The 23,976-nt window shown below is 42.1% G+C and carries 6 protein-coding genes; all 6 read right to left on the bottom strand.

The annotated features are described in order from the left end of the window. On the bottom strand, positions 1-4,827 hold a 4,827-nt coding region (locus tag FNH22_RS20845; RefSeq protein WP_143400383.1), incomplete at its 3' end, for a non-ribosomal peptide synthetase. Between the two features lie 2 nt (positions 4,828-4,829). Beyond that, positions 4,830-10,547: a non-ribosomal peptide synthetase gene (locus tag FNH22_RS20850; RefSeq protein WP_143400384.1), complete on the bottom strand. Its 5,718-nt coding sequence runs from the start codon at positions 10,545-10,547 to the stop codon at positions 4,830-4,832. 99 nt (positions 10,548-10,646) lie between these two features. After that, positions 10,647-12,275, bottom strand: a complete 1,629-nt coding sequence (locus FNH22_RS20855; RefSeq protein WP_143400385.1) for an MBL fold metallo-hydrolase — start codon at positions 12,273-12,275, stop codon at positions 10,647-10,649. After that, positions 12,272-12,982 (bottom strand): thioesterase II family protein, encoded by a 711-nt coding sequence (locus FNH22_RS20860; RefSeq protein ID WP_143400386.1) that lies wholly within the window; start codon positions 12,980-12,982, stop codon positions 12,272-12,274. Before FNH22_RS20860 ends, FNH22_RS20855 begins: the two co-directional genes overlap by 4 nt. A gap of 36 nt (positions 12,983-13,018) precedes the next feature. Next, the gene (locus FNH22_RS20865) at positions 13,019-16,963 is read right to left on the bottom strand and encodes a non-ribosomal peptide synthetase (RefSeq protein WP_143400387.1); all 3,945 of its coding nucleotides are present in this window, start codon (positions 16,961-16,963) and stop codon (positions 13,019-13,021) included. A gap of 8 nt (positions 16,964-16,971) precedes the next feature. Continuing rightward, the gene (locus FNH22_RS20870; RefSeq protein WP_143400388.1) at positions 16,972-23,976 is read right to left on the bottom strand and encodes a type I polyketide synthase; all 7,005 of its coding nucleotides are present in this window, start codon (positions 23,974-23,976) and stop codon (positions 16,972-16,974) included.

Raw genomic sequence — 23,976 nt, forward strand, 5'->3', positions numbered from 1 at the left:
CATCACACCCACAATAGCTTCATCTTCAAGCCCCTGGGAAAGTAAATAATGCGCCAGTTGATTAGAACGTTTGTCCAGCTCGCCGTAAGTCAGCTCACTATCTCCATAGACCAACGCCACCGCATCCGGACGCAAAGCAACATGCTCATTCATCAGCGAAAGCGCCGTGGTATCTGAAGGTAAAGCGATACGGGAAGCATCAAACTGATGGACCAGTGAGTATTGCTCCTGGCTGCTCATAAGGTCCAACTCAGCAAGTCTTTGATCCGGGTTGTCCAGAACAGATTCTACCAACGTCTTAAAGTATCCCGAAAATCGCTCTATAGTAGCACGATCAAACAAGTCCGTCGCATATTCAAACGTTAAAGTCAAACAATCTGAATCCTCAAAGGCTGTTAGGCTAAGGTCTACCATCGATACCTTATGGTCTACCTCATAAGCAGACAGCTTCAAGCCCGGAATGGCCAGTGATGTCGCCTCGAAGTTCTGATAGGAAAACATTGCATCAAACAATGGATTCCTGCCCGGGTCTCTGGATACCTCCAGCGCATCCACTAAGGCTTCGAAAGGATACCATTGATTTTCAAAACCCTGGATCGCACCGGACCGGACCTCTTTCAGAAACTCTTTGAACTGCTTTGACCCCTCAGGGTAATTACGGAAAGCAAGCGTGTTGATGAATACTCCGGTAATGTTTTGAAGGTCCGGATGATCCCGGCCGGCTATGGGCGTGCCTACTACCACATCCGAATGATTACTCAACTTCGATAAAAATACATTGAACAGCGATAAAAACAGCATATACGGCGTAGCTTCTGAGGCAAGTGCCAACGCTTTTAATCCTGAGAAAGTCGTCGCATCAAGAGAAAAGGTATAGGTATCCCCCGAAAAAGAGCTTTGCTGAGGACGGGGACGGTCTGTCGGCAACTCCAACACTTCTGGTAATTCTTTATATTCGGAAAGCCAAAATGATTTGTGAGAAGCTATAACCGACTCATTGGAGGCTGCATGCTGCCATACCGCATAATCTTTGTAGTGGAGTTTTACCGCCTCAAGTTCCTCTCCGTTATAGAGCGACATGAAATCATTCACCAGCAGGTTTTGGGACACACCGTCGGTAATGATATGGTGCATATCAAAGATCAACAGGTAACGTGATCCGTCCTGATCTCCTGTGTCAGATGTCAGTGTGATCAATCCAGCTCGCATCAACGGGGCTGAATTTAATGCAAAGGGACGCAAAAAAGCCTTAATCAACTGTTGCTCCTCTCTTTCCGCCACTTTTCCAAAATGAATAAGATTGAAATCCATCTGATCATGAACTACCTGAACAGGTTCTTCTCCCTTCATTATAAAAGAGGTACGTAAGCTTTCATGACGGGCAATCAGTTTATTAAATGCACCTTTCAAGCGAGAAATGTCCAGTTCACCTTCCAGTACAACGACTTCCGGCATGTTATAAGCCAAAGAAGACGGGTCAAAACGGTGAAGAAAATAAAGCCGCTTTTGAGCAGACGAGAGCGGATAATAAGCCTGAGATGGCGCCGGCAAAATAGCCTGATATTGCTTCTCTTGAAGCGTTGACATGTAGCTCCCCAGACTACGGATGTCCTGGTGCTCAAAAACTGACATTAATGGAACATCCAGCGAAAACTCCGACCGTATGCTATTGATCATGGTGATCGCCCGAAGAGAGTGCCCGCCTAACTCAAAAAAACTTCGGGTCACACTGATCTGTTCCCGGTCCAACTTCAATATTTCCGACCAGATATGGACCAACTGTTCTTCCAGCTCATTTCCTGCAGGAGTATAAGAGGATGTGAATGTCAGATCAGGTGCCGGAAGCGCCTTACGATTGAGTTTACCGCTCGCCGTCAAAGGCATTTCTGCCAGATGAACGTATGCTACCGGGACCATATAGGCCGGTAAACGACTCTTTAGATACTCCTTCAAATTATTTTCATCCTGCTGCTCATCAGAAAGATAATAAGCCACCAGTTGTAACTCATCCTGGATCTCACGGGTAACTACACTTACCTCATGCAATGAGGGATGGCTCGCCAGTTGCTGGGTAATTTCCCCCAGCTCCATGCGGAAACCCCGGATCTTGACCTGATCATCACACCGCCCCAAAAACTCCAGGTTACCATCGGAACGCCATTTCACCAGGTCACCCGTACGATACATCTTTTCCCCTTCAAAAAACGGGTCAGGAAGAAAACGCTCCGCCGTCAATGCTGCATTGTGAAGGTAGCCTTTTGCCAGGCAGGAGCCCGCAATGTACAGTTCTCCCCGTACTCCTTTTGCCAGCAAGTCACCCTCGCTACCCAAAACATAAGCACGAATGTTACCAAAGGGACGCCCTATGGGTACACGGATATCTGTTATTTTATCCCGGACCCTATACTGAACGGAGGTCACCGTAGCCTCGGTCGGACCATAACCATTGAACACTATGTATTTATCATAGAGCTCATTAACTAAAGCCACATTACACTCTTCTCCCGCAATAACAATGCATCTCAGTTCCGGATGGAAACCTGTTCCTATACTTTCCAAATAAGTAGGTGTAACATCAAGATAAGTTACTTTTTTTGTTGCTATATAGCTCATAAAAGCACCCTGATCCAGTATAATATCACGAGATACTAAAACTGACCTGGCCCCATTTGCCAAAGCCAGCCACAGTTGCTCTACCGATGCATCGAAGACCAGGTTAGCGAATTGTAACACACGATCATGAGCACTAATATTCAGCTCCTGTGTCTGAGAAACAATCAAATTCAGCAGCGTGGCATGAACAATTTCAACGCCCTTGGGCACGCCGGTAGAGCCGGAAGTATAGATCACATACGCACGCTGTGAGGGAGATGGCATTAAATCAACTGCTGTTGAAGGACAGCCGCTTAAATCAAGTGATCTTACAGCCAAACATGGTACTGCAGCTTTGTAGAGGTCACACGACCCGGCTTCGGTTAGCAGTAACCTGCAACCGCTTTCTTCCAGGATAACCACATTGCGTTCCCGGGGTTGCGTTCTGTCTAACGGAAGATAAGCCCCACCCGCCTTCATAATACCTAAAAGGCTGATCACCATTTCAAAAGAACGATCTACCATCACACCCACAATAGCTTCATCTTCAAGCCCCTGGGAAAGTAAATAATGCGCCAGTTGATTAGAACGTTTGTCCAGCTCGCCGTAAGTCAGCTCACTATCTCCATAGACCAACGCCACCGCACCCGGACGCAAAGCAACATGCTCACTCATCAGCGAAAGCGCCGTGGTATCTGAAGGTAAAGCGATACGGGCGGCATCAAACTGATGCACCAGTGAATATTGCTCCTGGCTACTCATAAGGTCCAACTCAGCAAGTCTTTGATCCGGGTTGTCCAGAACAGATTCTACCAACGTCTTAAAGTATCCCGAAAACTGCTGAATCGTGGATTCATTGAATAAATCCGTAGAATATTCGAAATTTAATAACACTCCCTGGTCCACTTCCCCTGCTGTTAATGTAAGGTCAAACTGGGAAATATTCGTTTCAGAAGGGTACGGAGATATCGTTACCCCTGGCAATTGAAAGGATGCATCTTCAAAATTTTGGTAAGCAAACATTATATCAAACAGCGGATTACGGCTGGTATTACGTTCTATACCAAGTTGATCAATGAGGTCTTCCAATGGATAGTCCTGATTACCAAGGCATTTGATAATATGCAGGTTTGTAGTTTTAAGGAACTCCCGAAAGGTCACTTGCCCATCAACTGAGCTTTTGATGGCCAACGTATTGACAAATAAGCCTACCATCTCTTTTACATCCGGGTGTTTTCTTCCCGCTACAGGGGTACCAATTACAATTTGCTTTTGGTTGCTGAGTTTCGCAATCAAGATGTTAAAAACAGCTAATAGCAAAGTGTACATGGTAACATGTTCCCCTACAGCCAATTCCTTCAACTCTTTTAAGGTCGGAACATCGAGATAGAAATTCATGGAGTGACCATGGTACTTTATAACCGGTGGCCTGGAAAAGTCTGAAGGTAAATTCAGTTCATCAATATCCTCTTTGAACTGATTGATCCAAAATTCTTTTTGGGCCTGAAGTGCGTCTTGCTGCTTTTCATTTTGTTGCCAAATGACATAGTCCTTATATTGAATTTCAGGAGCACTTAGCAAAGCATTATTGTAGAATGCCATAAAGTCTTTTATCAACACAACCTGGGTAATACCATCTGAGATAATATGATGCAAGTCTACTACCAGTAGTGTACTTGCTACATCCGTTTGTATCAATGCAACACGTATTAGTGGTCCTTTTTGAAGATCAAAGGGTCGTATAAAACCATTGAATACTGCAAGTGCATCTTTTTCCGAACTATTAAATACTTCTATATTAAAGGTTATGTCATCCGCTATTTTTTGTACAGGTCCTCCATCGGACTGGTGAAATGTCGTTCTCAACATTTCATGCCTTGCCATTAACTTTTGAAAAGCCACATTCATTTTTTCCTGCTCCACTTTCCCTGTCAACCTCAATACTTGCGGCATGTTATACGCCAACGAAGAGGGGTCTAGCTCATGTAAAAAATAGAGCCTCTTTTGCGCTGGGGATAAAGGATAATAGGAACGTTCCGCTACCTGAGGTATTTTCTGATAGATATCCTTATCATTTACTTCTTTCAGAAAAGATATAAGTGCCTCTTTATTATTTCTAATCTGCTGGAGTAACCCATCTGCCTGGACTTCTTTGGGGATATCCACTTTTAACCTATCTTCTACAACTTCTATCCTAATGTTGTTTTTCCTCAGGTTATTGATCAACTCATGCATACTTATATAAATTCGGTCGTTGATGTTTCTTCTTGTGCCGGATTTCCTTTAATCCATAAATAATTATCAATACACTCACTCATCTGCCGAATGGTTGGACCGGACCACACTTCTTCCATAGTGATCTCTATGGCGAAAGTCTCTTGAATTTTCATTACCAGTGAAACAACTCGAAGTGAATGCCCCCCTATGACGAAAAAGTCATGCTCAGCACTGATTTGCCCTGCAGGCAAATCAAGTACTTCAGCCCATATTTTTAATAGCTTACTTTCCGTTTTATTAGAAGGTTTCACAACTTCCTGGTTTTGTTCTACCGACGGATCAGGCAACTTTTTACGGTCTATTTTTCCATTACTATTTAAAGGCATTTGTTTCAACCAGGTATAGTGTAATGGAATCATATAACCTGGAAGCTTTTCGGAAAGGGACGTTATTATCATATCCTTATTCACTTCTTGTCCAGTGTAGTAAGCCAGCAAGCATTTGTCATTATGGGTGCCTTTTACCAGTACTACAGCTTCATTTATATCGGCATGTGCCTGAAGTTCCTTTTCTATTTCTTCTAACTCTATTCTAAATCCTCTGATTTTTACCTGATTATCTGCCCTCCCTACAAAATGTATATTGTCATTGGGTAGCCACCTGGCCAAATCACCGGTACGATACAGGCGAGAAGTAGAAATATTGGGTAAGTCAATAAACCTTTTCTCCGTAAGTTCTTTTTGATTGAGGTAACCATTGGCGACTCCATCTCCGCCAATATAAATCTCACCTGTAATGCCTGATGGAGACGGGTTGAAGTTTTGATCAAGAATATATACCTGTGTATTTGAAATCGGCTTACCAATAGGAATGGCATCCAATGAGTCATCAATATGATCCACCGGGTGGAAAATGGAGAATACAGTAGATTCGGTAGGTCCGTATATATGAACCAATTTACCCGGCCCCAGCGCTGCCAGAACTTTTTGCATATGTTTAATGGATGATTGTTCACCCCCCGTTAGTAGCTTTCGAATGCCTTTAAGACTATCGAGATTATGATCTGCCAAAGTGTTAAAAAGGGCAGTGGTAAGAAAGAGTACGGTTACTTTTTCAGAGCATATAACCTCTCCTAATTTCCTTACATCTTTGACTACTTCCGGTGAGACTAAAATGAGGGTAGCTCCGTTAAGTAACGCTCCAAAAATATCAAATACTGATCCGTCAAAGGCTACGTTAGAGGACTGGATCATAACATCATCATCAGATATAGCTATGTAATTGGTGTTTTTTACTACTCTTGAAACATTACTGTGTGAGATTACTGCTCCTTTAGGTTTACCCGTAGAGCCAGAGGTATACATTACATAAGCGGTGCTCTTTCCAGCGCCCACCGCTAATTCGTGTAAAGGCTCCATGGTTTCTATCAGCTCACTCTTTTCATCCAACGTCAATACATGACAAGCATTCTGATCTAAGCGCGAGAGGTAATCTTTTCTGGTAATTATCACCTCTACCGATACATCGGCTAAAATATGTATGACCCTATCCTGCGGGTACTCAGGATCTATAGGTACGTAGGCGGCGCCCGCTTTTAATATGCCTAACATACATGGTATCAAGTACTCTTCGCTTCCTAACATCAGACCAACAAAATCTCCGGGCAGCACTTTTTCTTCCTTCACTAAATAACAGGCTATTTTATTTGCCTTGACCTGTAATTCATGATAAGTCAATTGGAACCCGTCTCCTTTTATTGCTATCGATCCGGGCGTTTGTTGTACCTGTATTTCAAAAAGCTCACTTAAGGTCTTTTGCTTCGGATAAGGTGTTTCTGTAAGATTCAAATCTTGTAACAGACGTGTTTTCTCCTTATCATCAATCATTTCAACACTGCCTAGTTTCCTGCTTGGGTCATGCGTGATAGAAGCCGTGAGCTGATGGAAAAATGCAATGAACCTATGAATGGTTTCCTCTTGAAATAATACAGTCGAATACTCAAAATTACAGAGTAAGTGATCCTCTTGCTCTATAACGGAAAGGGTAAGATCAAACTTGGATATCTTATGTTTAGGATCAATTGGCTCAATAGCGAGACCGTCAATTTTTAACGTATTCTCATCAAAACTGTTAAAACCAAAAGCAACATCGAAAAGCGCATTTCGACTTATACCTGGGTCGGCACCCAATTCTTCCATGAGTTTTTCATAGGGATAGGATTGGTTTTCAAAGTACTCAGGCATCCTGATCTTTATCTGTGAGAGAAATTGCCGGAAAGTCAAATCACTGTCAACCCGGCTTCTTACAGGGATAGTGTTGACAAACATGCCGATGATGTTTTCCAGGTCCCGGTGTTCTCTTCCTGCAATTGGATTGCCCACTACTATGTCATCCTGCCCACTTAATTTACTTAGGAAAACATAGTAAATACTGATTAACAGCATATACATGGTTACACCCTCTTTATGGGCAAGCTCACTGAGCTTTTGACTCTGAATTGCTGATATTTCAAAGTTCATAGAGCTGCCTTTAAATGATTTTAGTTTGGCCCTGTGAAAGTCCGCAGGGAGTTCCAACGGATCAGGAAGTTCATTAAATTCATTCCGCCAAAAGTTTCTCTGCGCCTCACTATTTTCGGTTAGGTTTTCCTCTTGCCAAACAGCAAAGTCTTTATACTGAAGGTTTAGTGGAGCAAGCTTCTGCTCATCGTACAGCGCTATGAAATCCTTGATCAATATACCTTGAGACACGCCATCTGATATACAGTGATGCATATCTGTCATAAATAAGTGATTTCCATCGGCAAGTTCTGCTAAACCAATCCTGATAAGTGGTGGCTGATTTAGCGAGAACGGCCTTATAAATTGTTGAGTAATCTCCTCTTGACTCATTTTTGCGTCAAAACAGTCTATTTCGGCATCTATTTCCTGAATAATCTTTTGAACAATTTTGCCCTCCACCATTTCAAAGCCTGTTCTCAGGCTTTCGTGCCTGGCAATAAGCTGTTTAAAGGCATTAGCAAACTTTTCCGTATCGATAGCTCCTTTTAATAAAAGGAATTGAGGTATGTTATAGGCCAAAGATTGTGGGTCTAGCTGATGCAGGTCCAAAAGACGTTTTTGAGCAGCAGTTACAGGGTAGTGTGTTCGTATATCCGCTTTAGGGATGTTTAGATAATCATTATCTCCTAAGGCTTCCATATGTTTGGCAAGCGATGCAATCGTAGGGTTTTTAAAAACTTCTGAAACCGGGACCTTAATATTCAATACCTTATGGATAGTATTGATCATAGCCGAAGCTTTAAGGGAGTGACCTCCCAATTCGAAGAAACTATGCTCAGTGCTTATTTCACCGATGTCAATTGAAAGTAACTGCGACCAGATTGTGGCTAATTCTTTCTCCAGCGTGTTCGATGGTTTTTTTATATTTCCATCGTGTAATGTTTGAGGGACTGGCAGTGCCTTATGATCAATTTTACCATTAATGGTAAGTGGTAGCGCCTGTAACTTAACATAGTAAAGCGGCACCATATATCCGGGAAGCCAATGGGAAAGAAAAGCTTTTAATTGTCCTTGATCCAACTCACTTTCTGCAACATAGTAGGCAACTAACTGCTTATCTCCGTCATCGGCCTTTACTACCACTTTTGCTTCCTTCACTTTTTCATGGGCCAACATTTGACTCTCAATTTCACCGGGTTCTATCCTGAACCCCCTCACTTTGATTTGCTGATCTGTCCTACCGATAAACTCTATCTGTTTTTCGGGGAGCCATTTTGCTAGGTCACCGGTTAAGTATAGTTTCTGCCCTTCTATAAAAGGGTGGTCTATGAACTTTGATTGTGTAAGTTCTTCATTGTTCAAATAGCCGCTGGACAACCCATCACCGGAAATGGCAATTTCACCAGGTACACCAAGAGCAACCGGCATACGGTCCTTATCCAAAATATAAATCTCCGTATTAGCCACGGGTCTACCGATTGGAATCGTAGTCCATTGTTTGGTCAACTGATCAACCGGGTAGTAAGTGGCAAAAACTGTTGATTCCGTCGGTCCGTAAACATGGATTAACTTGTTTGGACCTAAATGGTCAAAGGCCCTGTTCAAGTGTTTTAAGGAGACACGTTCACCACCAAATAACAGTTTACGAATGCTTTTAAGGTTATTCAGGTCGCCGTCGACTAAGGCATTAAACAATGCCGTAGTACAAAAGGAAACAGTAACGTTTTGTTCCCTTATATATATGCCCAGAGTTGGAACATCCTTCGTTATAGCTGTTGATATCATCAACAGCGTCGCTCCATTTAACAACGCTCCATATATATCAAACACGGAGCCATCGAAAGCATAGTTGGAAAGTTGTAATACCCGATCCGTTTTTTGAATATCGATATAATTGGTTTGGAGTACTACCCTGGTAACATTGGCATGCGATATCTGTGTGCCTTTAGGCTTACCTGAAGACCCTGAGGTATACATGACGTAAACCGGATCATCGCCTGTTAATGAAGTACTTTGATATACAGGTTCAAGGGTATTTATTTCTTCCTCAACGGAATCCAGCGTCACAACATCCACCAAAGAATTAATATTTTCTCCTAAAAACTCATCTCTGGTGATTAACAATGACAAGTTTGCATCACGAATAATTGATACTATACGCTGGCCGGGATTGGTAGGATCAACAGGCACATAAGCTCCACCTGCTTTAAGTATTCCTAAAATGACGGGCATCATCCATTGCTCCCTATCGAGTAAAATCCCGATGAAATCTCCCTGACGTATACCTTTCACCGTTTGCAAATAATGGGCTACTCTGCTTGAGGCTTCATTCAGTGTTTTATACGAAAAAGTAAAATCCTCACCTTCAATGGCCAGTGTATTTGGGTTACTCAGTGCATGCGCCTCAAATAACTCAGGAATCCCTTTGTGTTTTGGGTAATCGGACTGAACGTCATTAATATTATGAAGTAAATATTGTCTTTCTGTGTCATTTAATACACTGATATTCTTTAGGGGCAAGTCTATATACGCCAGGCAGGTATTCAGTACTGTCTGATAATCATGAATAATCCTTTCAACATCGCTTTTAGTAAAAACATTATTTTTATAAGTTGCTGAACACGTTAATTCTTGCGAGGTATGATTAAAATTCAAGATAAATGTGGCTTGTCCATGATCCAATAATCTATGCAACTCATGTAATCCCTCCATGATGATTGCTGTATTGAACAACTTTTGTCCATTTCCGTCACTTAAGTTATCCATCAGATGCTGTACCGGATAATCTGCGTTTTCTGTGGCTTCCAGATAGGCTTCCTTGATAATATGCAGTAACTCTCTGAAAGTAAGGTTTGATGTTACCGATACAATAACAGGAAATAATTCATTGATCATGTCCGTGGTATGATCTCCTTTTTCTATCATCGATCCTACAGCAAACGCTTCCACTCGATTTGCTTTGGAAAGCTGCACGAAAAACACTGCCATAAGTAGTACATAGAGGGATTGATCATTCGCACATGCCTTTTCTAATTTGGCAACGACGGGCTGTTCAAGGGAAAAATCAACACATTGATATGCACCACTTTCCTGGCTAAGGAAGCCTGGGTAACACGAAAGAAAATCACATTCATCCCTTTCCAATGAAAATCGGTCGGTCCAATAGATTTTTTCCTGTGTTTTAGCGTTATATGCGATAAGGTTTTTGTCAAAAGGGGTTGGGGATATGTCTTGCATAATTGGAAATGTTGATTTTAATAGTATTCGTAGTACATTATTTTCAGGGAGGACAAGGGTCACGTCCTCCTGCAGCTAATTTGACCGAAGGCATTGGCATTATGCCATCGTTTCTCTCAGTTCAATTTTGCTCTTATCATAAAGAAGTTCTTTTTCTCCGTACAGTCTTTCTGCAACAATCCCCTTTTTGGCACAAGCTTCCAGCAGTTTGTTGGATTGAACAATTGGATTCGACTCATCCGTGTATTTCACGCTGCTGATGAATTCCACCCAGGGCTCTTGTCCCATGGCATAAACATAGGCTTCCTTAGGGTTGAAGATATTGATCAACCCCATCCCTTTTTCACAATCAGAACCGGCTAGCCTTCTGCTACCATCTTTTTCTCTTGATATGTCCTCCAGCAACAATGGTCCGTATAACCAGGTAAGCGGAGCGCCGTCACACTCCATGCCAAGGAAAATAACATCCACATCCCCTACTATACTATGAATGTGCTCATAAAGACGTGCTTCGATGATTCTTGAATCTGCAACGAAGAGTAAGGAGAATTCTTCAATTTTGACCTGGTAGCAGATCTTGGTTTTGATATCAAGGTCACAATGTTCTCCGGTAAATGGGACGCCTGTTATTCTGGTATCGCCAAAGTCAATAGACTCCATTTCGTCAATTTCAATTACATTATTAAAGCCAATATGATCAAACATCAGCTTAAGATTTGGATCTTGTAAAGCACCCGACCTGGTTCTTGGGATGATGATTTTCCCTACCTTATGACGGAGCGGCAAAAGTGTTTCAAATAAAACATGATCCTGGTGATTGTGTGTAATCAGGATATAATCTATGCTATCAGGTAGATCTATATCGGAAAAATGCGATACGTCAGAATGGTAACCATAATAACTTATCAATGGGTCCACTAAAATGCTGACATCCTTTGTTTCAATCAAAATGCAGGCATGGCCCATGTATCTCATGCGGATCTTGTCTCCGGTATATTTCTCATATGTTGCCGGCTCTTGTTCTGTAAAAAGTGTACTGAAAAGCGGTTCATTTTCTGCTGTTATGTTGAGCAGCCCTTTAATATGATCAAAGTCCATAGCCGTCCGTTTCATACTGCTCAATACATCTATACCTTCATGACTAAAAGGAATGTTTAGCTGCAATACGTTAGGTTCGTTCAAACGAGGCGTGCTTAAGCAAAACGGTCTTTCGTCATTTTCAGTAATCCATAAAGCAATGCTTTGAGCGGACGGATCATAGTACCTGCTTCTATAAAGTAAAGGCTCAAAAAAACGAAAAGAGGGATTATGGTTAAGGTCATAAACTAACTCTACATACCCTTTCAATAGCCCGGGAACTTCCTCGTAGAGTGATTCAAGGGAGTGACCCTTATTGTGGGCTTTTAACATCTGATCCAGTTTTTTTACTGCTTCAGAAAATTCAATCATTTGCCGTCTTTTACTCAACGTATCTTCCCGAAGCTGTTTTACTTCTTCCAGACGACCTCCTTCATAGTCCATAAAAGGCCCTCCCAACATCTTTGGGTTTTTAACGGCAGCTGCATGAATGTGTGGTGCCTGAATGTAGGAGTTCATAATTTGCAAATGACGCCCCGTAATGTTCATAGCAGCTGTCGCCGGCGAAACCAGGTGGGGCCATGCATACCATTGGTCTACCAGAGGTTCGATCACTACATTGGGCTTTAAATACACTTTCTTGTTAGTCATAGGGTGGGGATTTTTGAATTCACTTTTTCAGTTAAGATCTTCATAATGATTTTGGGATGATCAAAAATGAAGAAATGATTTCCTTGCAACATTTTCACATCTATTTCTCCTGTTGTCTCCTTTTGCCAGGCCTGGGCTTCTTCAAAAGAAGCTTCCTCTTCGGAACCAATCAGAATGGTCATATTTACATCAAAGCGAGGCCTTTCTTTATATTGAAACTCCGCAACCGCTTGAAAATCTGCGCGAAGAATAGGGATAAAAAACTCCATCAATGCCTTGTCATTCAAAATAGCGTCAGGACTGCCTCCCAGTTCTTTTATTTTTTGTATGAATTGTTCTTTGGGCAACAAATGATCTACCAACCCTCGATATCGGACAGAAGGCGCCACGCAACCGGTAAAAAACAGGTGCAATGGTATGGAAAGTCCCGCCTCTACAATTTTATGCACGAGTAAATACCCTAACAGACCTCCTAAGCTATGTCCATATATTACGTATGGAGTCTGAAGGCCATCTTTTATTTGTAAGAATATGTCATCCACTATTTTGTGGATATCTGTCAGTGATTCTTCACTGGCACGCATACCACGGCCGGGTATTTCCACGGGAATCATTTCAAACGTTGGTGGTGCTATTTTGGCATATTGTGCATAAGAATATTTGCTGGCACCGGAGAATGGAAGGAGGTAAATTTTCGTTTTTTCCATGTTTGTCAGTTTACTTCATAAAAATCATTTCGTTTATTACAGGTCAAAATCAATGCTCGCATTGGTTTTTTTAATCTTTTTGACATTAAATCTTTCCGCACCAAAGTCTATTACTTCCTCAGATTGTGCCATTATTTTTTCAAGGGCGTCTTGAAACAATTCTGCCAGGTAGCTTAGTAGTTTTTCGTCAACCTGGGTGCTTTTATAGAAAATAAGCAGGTTAAATTCATTCAATGTAGCATTGACAATAAAATTGAGAAAGGTGTTATTAATGCCTTGCCCATTGGCTTCAATTTCCTGCTGTTCAAAAGTTTCAGAGAAGCCCTCACCTGCTGTGATCAAGTCTTGATATACATGAAAATCCAGGTAGCCAAAGAGGGTATCAAAAAAAGGATTTTCATTTTGAGCGCCTCCTTTTTTAGCATGAATTCGAGCTATTTCCATCAGAGACAGGTGGTTGTAAGCTCCCAGTTTTACCACTTTGTCATTGACCGCCTGCAAGTGGTCCATCCAATTCAGGCCTTCCGGGAATTGATATTGGAAAGGGACAGAGTTCAGAAAACAACCCAGCATACGATCACTATCGCTATGCAGTGGCCTGTTATGCGTATGTAAGCCAATAATAGACGTGTCGTTAAAAGATATCGTTTTTATAACGCGGAGGTAGGCCGCCAGGCAAACTACACGGGGGCTGGTATTGTGCTCAGAGGCAAATGTTACCAATCCATTCTTCAAAGTGCTATCAAACGGTGCGTTGAACACCTTGGTAACCGATCCCTGGTCATCCAACGGAAACATGAACCTGATCTTTTCATAGTGTTCGAACTCTGATTGCCAAAATGCCTTCACTGCTGGGTCTCTTTTGGCCACTAACTCATCTACAACATAATTACGATAAGAACATCCTGGTTTTTGAGGTATATAGTCCGGTTGTTTATCAAGTGTATGGTAAATATTATTGAGCTCCGTACTGAAAGTAGCGTCGCTCCACCCATCAATAATGGCATGATGACATACGAGCGCCACCACCACGCGATCATTGTTCAAAGTAAACGTGCGCACCCTCCATAAACCGGGTTTATGATGATCAAAGGGCTGTTCTCTGTCTTCAACCAACCAGTTATCAACTGCTTTCTTTTGTTCATCCGTATGCTTGCCTGTTAAGTTCGTATGTACATAGTCTATAGCAATGGATTTATGTACAAGTTGTACGGGCGGCTCATAACCCAGATCAAACGATGTTCTTAATATTTCATGTTCATCAGCCATTAACTCCAGTGTTCTCCGCATACGCTTTTCATCGAAGCCTGCATACTTCACCTGGTGTACAATTTGGTCGTGATACATGGCTTTCGTTGCGCTGTGGGTGCCATGATAAAGCATACCCAGTTGAATGTCTGCTACAGGGTATACATCTTCAATGAGCTCTTTATTTGATGTTTGCTGTAGGTATTCCTCTTTTCCGGCGGCTATAAATTGCTGTACGTCATCAAGGATGGCTGTGTCCGTAGGTAAAACACTCAACTCATTCATTCTGGCCAGCAACTTGACAGGGGTATCATACTTGAAAACATCCATTAGTTTAAGGTCAACCCGGAAGGCATTATTCACATCATAGATCAACCGGATAGCTTTGATGGAATCTCCTCCTAACGCAAAAAAGGCCTGTTCCAATGCTACCTGCTCTACGCCCAATACTTCTTTCCATACGGATATCATTTTATCTTCATCAGCACTCAAGATCTCCGTGACCTGACTTTGCTCATGGTTAACAGCCCATTTGAGTAATACCTTTGAATCTATTTTGCCATTAGCCGTCAATGGAAATTCATTAAGCCTCGTACTAACAGAGGGTATCATGTAATCCGGTAACCGTTTCATCAAAAAATTATGCAGACTCTCTTCACTTACTGCCTCGTTGGCAACGTAATAGGCTAAAATTCGCTTATGGTCTTTGTCGAACAGGGCAATAGCATCTTGCACCTCATCATACTGTAACATTCGCGCGCGAATTTCTCCAAGTTCTATCCTGTTACCTCTGATTTTTACCTGTTGATCGTTCCTTCCTTTGAACAAAACATTACCATCGTCTGTCCAGCAACCAAGATCTCCGGATTTGTACATCAACGTATCTTTTTGAAAAGGATGTGGCAAAAACTTTTCCGTGGTCAGTTCATCCCGATTGATGTATCCTAATGCCAAACTAACTCCGGATATATATAATTCACCTTCTACTCCTACAGGAACACGACGTAGCTGCTCGTCCAGTATCAAAACCTCCACATTATCAATAGGCTTCCCAATAGGAATAACAGGTGTATGTTTATTCTCTTTTAGCGCAATAGAAGTAGCCACCACCGCGGCTTCCGAAGGACCATAGTTATTCACTATGTTCAATGACGTTTCTTTGCCCAGTTGCAACTCATCTCCACCAGTAAGGATAAGCAACTGCTCACTCACGGTTACTTCCTGGTTATTTAATTCAGAACATATAGGAGTCGGCAAAAAAGTATGTGTTATACCTTTATCATTAAAAAATTTAACGATAGCTGTTAAATCCAACTTCATTTCGTCATTGAGTGGATAAAGACATGCGCCTGCCAGCAGATAAGGCCATATTTCCCAAACGGACGCATCAAAAGCAATCGTAGAAAATAGCGTCGCTTTGCTATTTGTATCTACCCGGAAGGCTTGTTGGTGCCAATGACATAAGTTCAACAATGCGGAATGCCGGATCATAACCCCTTTAGGTTGACCCGTAGAACCTGAAGTAAATATGACATAAGCGAGGTCGTCGCCATTTAAGAAAATACTTCTTTCCAAAGGGGTGTCAAGCATATCAAGCTGAATGTCTAATGCGAATAGCTCCCCATTGAAAAAGTCAATATCAAAAAGCGAGTCCGAATCCGTTAATAATGCTTTTGCTCCGGACTCTTCCAGCATGAATTGCTTACGCTCTTTAGGGTATCGAGGATCAATAGGTAAGTAGGCGCAACCTGATTTCATTATGCCCAGCAAACCGATAATAAAACGTGGAGAACGATCCACCATAATACCGATCACATCTCCTTTTTCAACATGACAATGCTCCAGCAGATAGCGGGCCAGTTTCCCTGATTCCTGGTTCAATGCTTCATAGCTCAATGACTGATTTTCCATTACTACAGCTATAGCTTCAGGAGTTTCAATCGCCTGACGTTCAAATTGGCTAATGACACTATCTGCTATTTGGGCCTCAGGAAAAGTACTGGTGTTGAATGCCTTAAGCTGCAGGTATTCTTCAGCCGTAAGTATATCTACCTGCTGAATACATGTATTCAATTCATTGTAATAGGTTATCACCTTGTCAAGGTGATGTTGGAACCTTTGCACAAAAGCTTTGTCAAAATGGGCTACTTTATAATCTATAGACAGATGCAAGCTTGTATCATTTTTTTTGATATCAATGTAAAGGTCATAGGCGCTAATATCCGCCGGGGTATTGAATATCCCCGAGTAGCTTACCAATACATTGGTTTGAGTGGTATTTTGCTTGCCCTTCAGATCATACTGATGCAGGTATGTCTTACCTATTGTGTCTTGTAGCCGGTTCAAATAAGCACGGATCGGCTCCTCCTCCCGAATTTGAAAAAGAACAGGTACGGTGTCTTCTGCGGTTGTACTCCGGTCCTGTGCATTAAAAAGTGGGGTATCTATCACCAGGGAATTACGCTGAGCATACCTACTCAGAACCAGTATAGTAGCAGCCATAACGCAATTAAATATGCCGGTATCCGCCCCTTTGGTTAATTCCAGGATACTATCATAGGCTAATGGATTCAATTTCCATTCCAATCGTGCATTAGTCTGTCTGCCCGTTTCCAATTCATTTTTTTGTGTATAAATGAATGTGTTGTCATGCCCTGACAATATTTCTCCCCAAAACTCTGGCGCTGATGGTTCCGCGTGGTCTTGGTATTTTAATGTCTCTGATTCATTCATGGCTATGATTAATATTTGTGGTCAAAAAAGCTGTCTTTTATAATCTTATCATGTGCTAAGGTCTGTTCATTAACCTGCTCTAATGCATTACTTATCCCTGATAGTTCAATTTCCTTTAGTTTGATATCCGGTCGAACTGTTGCCTGCTCCAGCACTTCTTTAAGGTGGGTGAAAAAGCTGGCCATGGTTTGTTCCTGAAACAGTAGTGAAGCATATTCAATCACTATGGTAATACGGTCTTTCTTCTCCACTGCATTTACGTCAATATCAAACTTGGACGTATTGTCAAAATGATCCACATACCTCTTAAAAAGCCTGACTTCTTCGCTTTCTGACTGATCGATCAATGAAGATGAAACCAGTGTCACCGCTACATTAAAAAGGGCTTTGTTTTCCTTGGTTTCATTATAGGGTAAATGAGTTATGAGATCTTCGTAAGGATAGTCCTGGTTTTCCAATGCTTCATTTACACTATGCTGCACTTCCTGACTGAACGACCGGTAGCTTTTTCCTTGTTGAGGTTGTGACCTGATGGGCACAGTATTGACAAAATTGCCAATGATCTGGTCCAAATGAGGAAAATTTCTACCTACGGTACCTGTACCTATCACAATATCCTCCACCTGTGCATATTTGGCCAGTACGATGTATGTGATGGTCATCAGCTGACCAAAAAGCGTCGTGTTAGTGTTTCTGATCAGTGCCTTGGTAGCTTTAAAGAGGTCTTTTTCAATATCCGCTACATAATGTTCTCCTACGGGTTCCGTATACTTTTGCTTTTCAAAATCGTATGGCAATTTTAATATTGGAGGCTCCTGGCTGAACTGTTTGTGCCAATACTGTTCATGCTCTTTATGGTAATATTGATAGGATTCTGAGTTTTGCCATGTAGCGTAATCTTTAAATTGTAACTCTAACGGGGCCAGTTCATTTCCATTATAAAGGGCAGAAAGTTCCTTTTTCAAAACATCTATAGAAATTCCATCGCATAAAATATGGTGTAGGTCCACCATAAGGTATTTGCTATCATTATCCTGCGCCAATGCTACTCTGAAGCATGGTTCTTTTAATAAGTCAAAGGGCTTTATAAAGATATTCATAGCCTCATGCACATCTCCCTTACAAATGTCGAAATGATCTAACGCCACTTCATAGTGGTCAAGGACTACCTGACGGGGTTCGCCACCGGAAAGTATAAAGATGGTGCGCAAAGTCTCATGCCGCTCTATTAATTCATTCAAACCGATAGTGAGCCGTTCAATATCTATACCTTTTTCCAATTCCATCACCTGCGTAATATTATAGGAGGTCCCTTCAGGGTGAAGGAATTGTAAATAAAACATGGTTTTTTGAGCTGAAGTGGCTGGGTAAGAAGGCTGTAGCGTTGCTTTTTTAATTTCAACAAAGTGTCCACCTTGTTTTGAAGCAATCACTTTTGATAAAGCAGCTACTGTAGGATGGTTGTAAAACTCTTTTACCTTGACTTTGGTCTTGAACGTTTTTTCAATTCTGGCAATCACTGCCACCATCATGAGGGAATCGCCTCCTAATTCAAAATAGTTATCGTTCCTGTTGATATATTCTGTTCCAAAAACTTCGTTCCAAATGGCTGCCAGTTGTTGTTCTATCTCCGATTTAGGTGCATCGGATATTGCCACCGTACCATTTTCAACCTGTTTATTTTCTTCCTGATTGGTATTTCCAGCCAGCTCCGTTGGATTACTATTGGATATGATGATGTTACCGGATAGTACACCTTGCAAGAATTGATCTATAATGGTAACATATTCATGCCTGGATAATTGAAGCTGTTCTTTGAAACTCACTGCCTCCATTTTTGTCAAATGAGTAAAGCTAAAATGGCTCCAAAAAGTACTGTGAGAAAGGTTCAGCAAGTTTATAGTTGAAGGCAACAATGACCTCACACCTGCCGTTGAAGCACTATCGTCCACACTCAGGTGATGATCTGCTCCTGCAATAAACAGGCAATTATCTATCCCTTTTGTGCTGGCAAAATCACCGATAGTCCAAAGCTGATGCAATATATGCACTGCCTGAGTTTCATTACCTGGCAGGTAAATAATATCGTCTGCTTCAGAGAGCCATTCAACAGCCTGCTCCAACGCAGGCTTTAGTGTATTCTTTTCAGAAAGTTGCCATATAGAAAGCTGCCCATCACACTTCATTTGATTCACTTCCTTTATAAGGCCGGTTACTCGTTCTAATTTTGGTTGGTGTGTTTTCAATAAATGATGTTGATAAGCTTTAAAGGTATCTGCCTTTTTCGCCTGCATCAGAAGCAGGTCATGGTCGCTGGTTGTAGTGATTTCATCCAATGTAACATTAGCAACCACTTCAAAATCCATCATTTCCATTACTTTCAGCCAAGTGGCGGCATTTACCAATGGCGTGGTAGTACGAATTTCGTGATCAGTGAACTCCCACCAGCCATCGGCTAATCCCCACACAAGATTGACCAGTCTTAACGAAGATGTATTCTCGATGAATCCCATCCAGCCACCGGGCACTAACAAGTGATGTAGATTTGAAATAGTGTCAGCCAGCGATGGGGTGCTATGGATTACATCAAAAGCCAGGATAAGATCAAATGAAAAAGGTTCAAACCCCTGACCTGATGGATCATCGCATATATCAAATTGCTTAAAGCTTACAAAATCATAAGTATCGGCCCATTTTTTCCTGGCGTTCTGAACAAAAGTTTGTCCGATGTCTGTGAAGTAATAATGTACGTTGGCCCCTTTAAGCATGGGCAACAGGGCTTGTGTTAACTCCCCCCTGCCGGCACCGACTTCCAATATATTGATCTGCTTCTTATCTCCAACTTCATTGATGTACTTATCAACGAGACTTTTAAGGTTCTCGAAATAGCGTTTGGTAGATGAGACAAAAACATCGTTTTGAGCTACGGCATCCAACAAATCCGAGCTACCATCAGGAAACAAAACACCAATAGCAGGTATTTGTCCCGAAAGTGCCTGACCATAGCTGGAAGTACAGTGAATAACCAGATCATAAATAGGCATGCACGAAGGGAATTGCTCCTGCAGTTGGTCCCGGATAGCATCAATGGTTGCCTCCGCTGATAATTCTTTGCGGATGGTTACAATATCTCCTGCAAAGCTCATTAAACCGTCCTCCTCTAAAATGTGTATGAAATAGTCAAAGAATTTATAAAACCGCGGTAAGATTTTCAGGGTCTCTTTCAGTTCTGTCAAGCCATGTTGAGCACCTACATTCATAGATATACCTGACGTTTCAAAATAATGATAAACAAGCGCCGTACTTAACGTTTGGATCGTTTGAACAAACTCCTGTTCCCATTCGGCCACCTGCTCAATCGGTTTCTTTCTTTCATCATCCAGCGCCACTTCCAGGCTCACATGATTATTTTTGGTTTCATCGGAATGAAGCAGGTAGTTGATCTTATCCTTATCAGTGAGTGAATCCTCCAGCCATAGAGGCCACTCCTTTTCCGGAGGGAAACAGGTAGTATTGACCCACCCCACCGGGTTATTTTTTTGCTGCAAATGGCCAATCGTTTGAATGACTTCAGCGTTAAGCGCCCCTACCAGTAAGTGGTTTTTAACCGGCAAGCTTGTGGGTTCTGTATCTAACGGTTTAAGTGAATAATCCCGCCTGAAAGCACTGCGCGATCCTGACTTTATACACACAAAATCATCGGCAGTATGGTCAACAAATTCTTTTGCCAATAATGCCGTGTTCTTCTTTGCTATCAATGCATTGGTGAAATCTGAGATATCCAGTTCTACCCGTCTGATATACAGGTTCGGCGTATGCTGAGCTATCCACCGGGCTTTTCCATACAGGGAGGCATTAAGTGCGTTAACCCCGGTAATTGGAGCATCTGTGGATTGTTGTGTATACCAACAAACCATGGTTTCCAGCCTGCTGCTTTTCAAGACCTCCAGCATATCACTGAACCCGGAAGTATCATCTTGCACAACATTAAATTGTGTGGTTTTCATGGCATGGTCCAGCAATCCTGCATACCCTATATGAATAGGTTGGGTGTTACCTACTTCATCAAAAAAACGCCTCCAATCCGCTGATATTTCAGTATTAAAAGCATAGTTAAATGCATCTGCTTTACTAAAGTTATCATTTTTCCTTACCATAATAATGATGGCATAATGGGATTTCAAGGCGTCACGGAGTCCGGTCATAACACCTGATTTATCGGCTACCAATATGCAGGTAGTCTGGCTTAAGTCTGCCCCGGTAGATCTCGCGTTTTCCTGTATCCAGGTGGGTTTGTATAGTTTACTTACTGCACTTGAGGTGAGTTGACCACTTTCAAGCAGTGATCTTTTCTCTTTAAACTTCACTTCATCCAGCCAGCTTTTGGTTTTGTTAAAAGCATAGGTAGGCACAGAAACTCGTTTTCTTTCTTCTTGTTCATAATAGGCATTCCAGTTAATATCTACTCCCTTTAGCCATAGAGCACCCAATTTTTCAAGAAAATAATGTTCGTCAGAGTGTTCATCTTTCGGATGCCTGATCAGGTTAATTGCGTAAATCCGGTCCCCACCTGCTCGAGCCTGGTTCACAAATGTAGAAAGCGTAGTACCAGGCCCTATTTCCAAGAAAACCACATTAGGTTTATCTATCAAATGCTTCAAGCCAGACTGGAAGTTGACCGTTTTTCTAAGATGATCCACCCAGTACTGAGGCGATTGGATGGCTTCTTCAGTCGCCCATTGCCCTGTCAAATTGGACATAAAAGGAATTTGCGGTGGGTTAATTTGGATGGTATCAAATTCCGCCCTAAACTCTTCCAATATAGGCTCCATTATCCGGGAGTGAAATGCATTTGATATCCTGAGCTCACGACACGAATAGTTTTTGGCTTCCAGTATAGATTTGAATGACTGAAGCTCTTTTATTTCTCCGGATATCACACATGACTGATCGCTGTTTATGGCTGCAATATCTATTGTTTCAGGTAGAAGCTTTATTAGCTCGTTTTCTGAAATGGCTATTGACATCATACCACCTACTCCTTCCGGCAAGGATGCGATCAGCTCACCTCTTCTTATAACCAGTCGTAGGGCATCTTCCAATGAAAAGACACCTGCCAAACAGGCCGCTACAAACTCTCCAAAGCTATGTCCAATCATAGCATTAGGCTGAATACCCAGTGCCATCATGGTCTTACCCAGGGCATATTCAAAAGCAAAAAGTAACGGCTGAGTATTTTGTGTTTGGTTAATCGGGTTTTGCTCAAATGAGTCCAGATCTTCTGCATTGTGCATAAACCAAATGTCTTTCATATCTTGTTGGGTATGCGCATTAATAATTGCTAACCCACGATCCATCTCGGTTCTGAAAACCTTAAAGTTATGGTACAGGTCAAGACCCATATTATTATATTGTGCCCCCTGACCGGGAAACATGAATACCACGAAGCGATCTTCGTCAGCATCTGTCTCGCTTTGATTTCTATTGTCAATATCTTGTTCCGTCAACGCCTGGGCCGCTTCACCTTTCGTGCTACAAACCAGAAACTGACGTCGCCTGAAGTCATGCCTTCCTACTTGCAATGTGAAGGCAATATCACGTAGGTTTTCATCGGTAGTTGTTATAAAATTGGCTAGTTTACTACGGTAGGCTACCTGTGAATCAGCATTATGAGCTGAAAACCTAAGTAATACCGGGCGCCCCTGCAGTACGTCACTCTTGATGTCAGGGCCTTCTTCAATAATGGCATGAGCATTTGTGCCTCCAACGCCAAAAGAGCTTACTCCTGCCCTTATCGGGGAGATGCCGGTGAGTCCAAGCGGCTCGTTCAGCACATAGAAAGGGCTGTTATCAAAATTTATCTTTGGATTAGGCGCTTCAAAATTTATAGTGGCTGGTATAAACCGGTTTTTAATCGCCAATACTGTTTTCAAAAAGCCGGCTACTCCTGAGGCAATATTAGTATGTCCCAAATTGGATTTGACGGATCCAATAGCACAAAAATTCCTTTTCGTAGTGTTGAACGCCTGCTGTAGTGCTTCCACTTCGATAGGATCGCCTATAGCTGTAGCAGAGCCATGTGCTTCTACATAACAAATTGACTCAGGACCAATTTCAGCAATTTGTAAAGCATCCTGGATGACTTCTGCCTGACCTTTCACGCTTGGTGCAGGATAGCCTACTTTACGGTTACCGTCATTATTCACGGCCGTACCTTTCACTACCGCATAAATATTATCCTTATCTCTGATCGCATCTTCCAAAGGCTTTAAAACCACTACACCGGCACCATTGCTAAATACAGCCCCGGTTGCATTCTTGTCAAAAGACCTGTTGTGTCCGTCTTTGGAGAGTATCATTCCCTCATGATGATAATAGCCGCTGACCTGTGGAAGCTCAATAGAAATACCGCCAGCTATCGCCATATCACATTCTCCTCCCAATAAGCTGCGACAGGCCTGATGTATAGTAACTAATGAGGTGGAACAAGCTGTGAAGACTGTGTAACTTGGCCCTTTCAAATCCAGTTTATACGAAACCCTTGTACTTAATAAGTCTTTATTGGCAAAATCGCCGATATCCTCTTTACCTGAAAAATGCGTCCCGAAAGTCCAATACAAATTGGGATTGGCACCTGCAAACATACCGATGCGCTTTGAGTACGAATGAGGATCGTAACCGGCATCTTCCAACGCTTCCCAGGTACATTCGAGAAATATTCTCACCTGTGGGTCCAACAGTTCGGCTTCACGCGCAGAGTATCCGAAAAAAGCATGGTCAAAACACTCTATATCATCAATGATACCTTTTGCAGGAACAAAATTTTCCGCCCCTATGGACGCTTCATCTACTCCGGCAGCTCTCAATTCATCTTCGTTGAAAGAGGATATACCTTCCTTACCTGATTGAAGCAAATCCCAAAACTCCGCCACATTCCGTGCCCCCGGAAACTTTCCCGAAGCACCTATTACGGCTATTTCAAGGCCTGTATATTCTTTTGACAAGTCGCTCAT

The organism is Fulvivirga sp. M361 (assembly GCF_007097395.1).
GTDB lineage: Bacteria > Bacteroidota > Bacteroidia > Cytophagales > Cyclobacteriaceae > Fulvivirga.

Excerpts from the sequence above, each read along its gene's own strand:
- FNH22_RS20850 (WP_143400384.1), bottom strand. The coding sequence starts at position 10,547 with ATGCAAGACATATCCCCAACCCCTTTTGACAAAAACCTTATCGCATAT.
- FNH22_RS20855 (WP_143400385.1), bottom strand. The coding sequence starts at position 12,275 with ATGACTAACAAGAAAGTGTATTTAAAGCCCAATGTAGTGATCGAACCT.
- FNH22_RS20860 (WP_143400386.1), bottom strand. The coding sequence starts at position 12,982 with ATGGAAAAAACGAAAATTTACCTCCTTCCATTCTCCGGTGCCAGCAAA.
- FNH22_RS20865 (WP_143400387.1), bottom strand. The coding sequence starts at position 16,963 with ATGAATGAATCAGAGACATTAAAATACCAAGACCACGCGGAACCATCA.
- FNH22_RS20870 (WP_143400388.1), bottom strand. The coding sequence starts at position 23,976 with ATGAGCGACTTGTCAAAAGAATATACAGGCCTTGAAATAGCCGTAATA.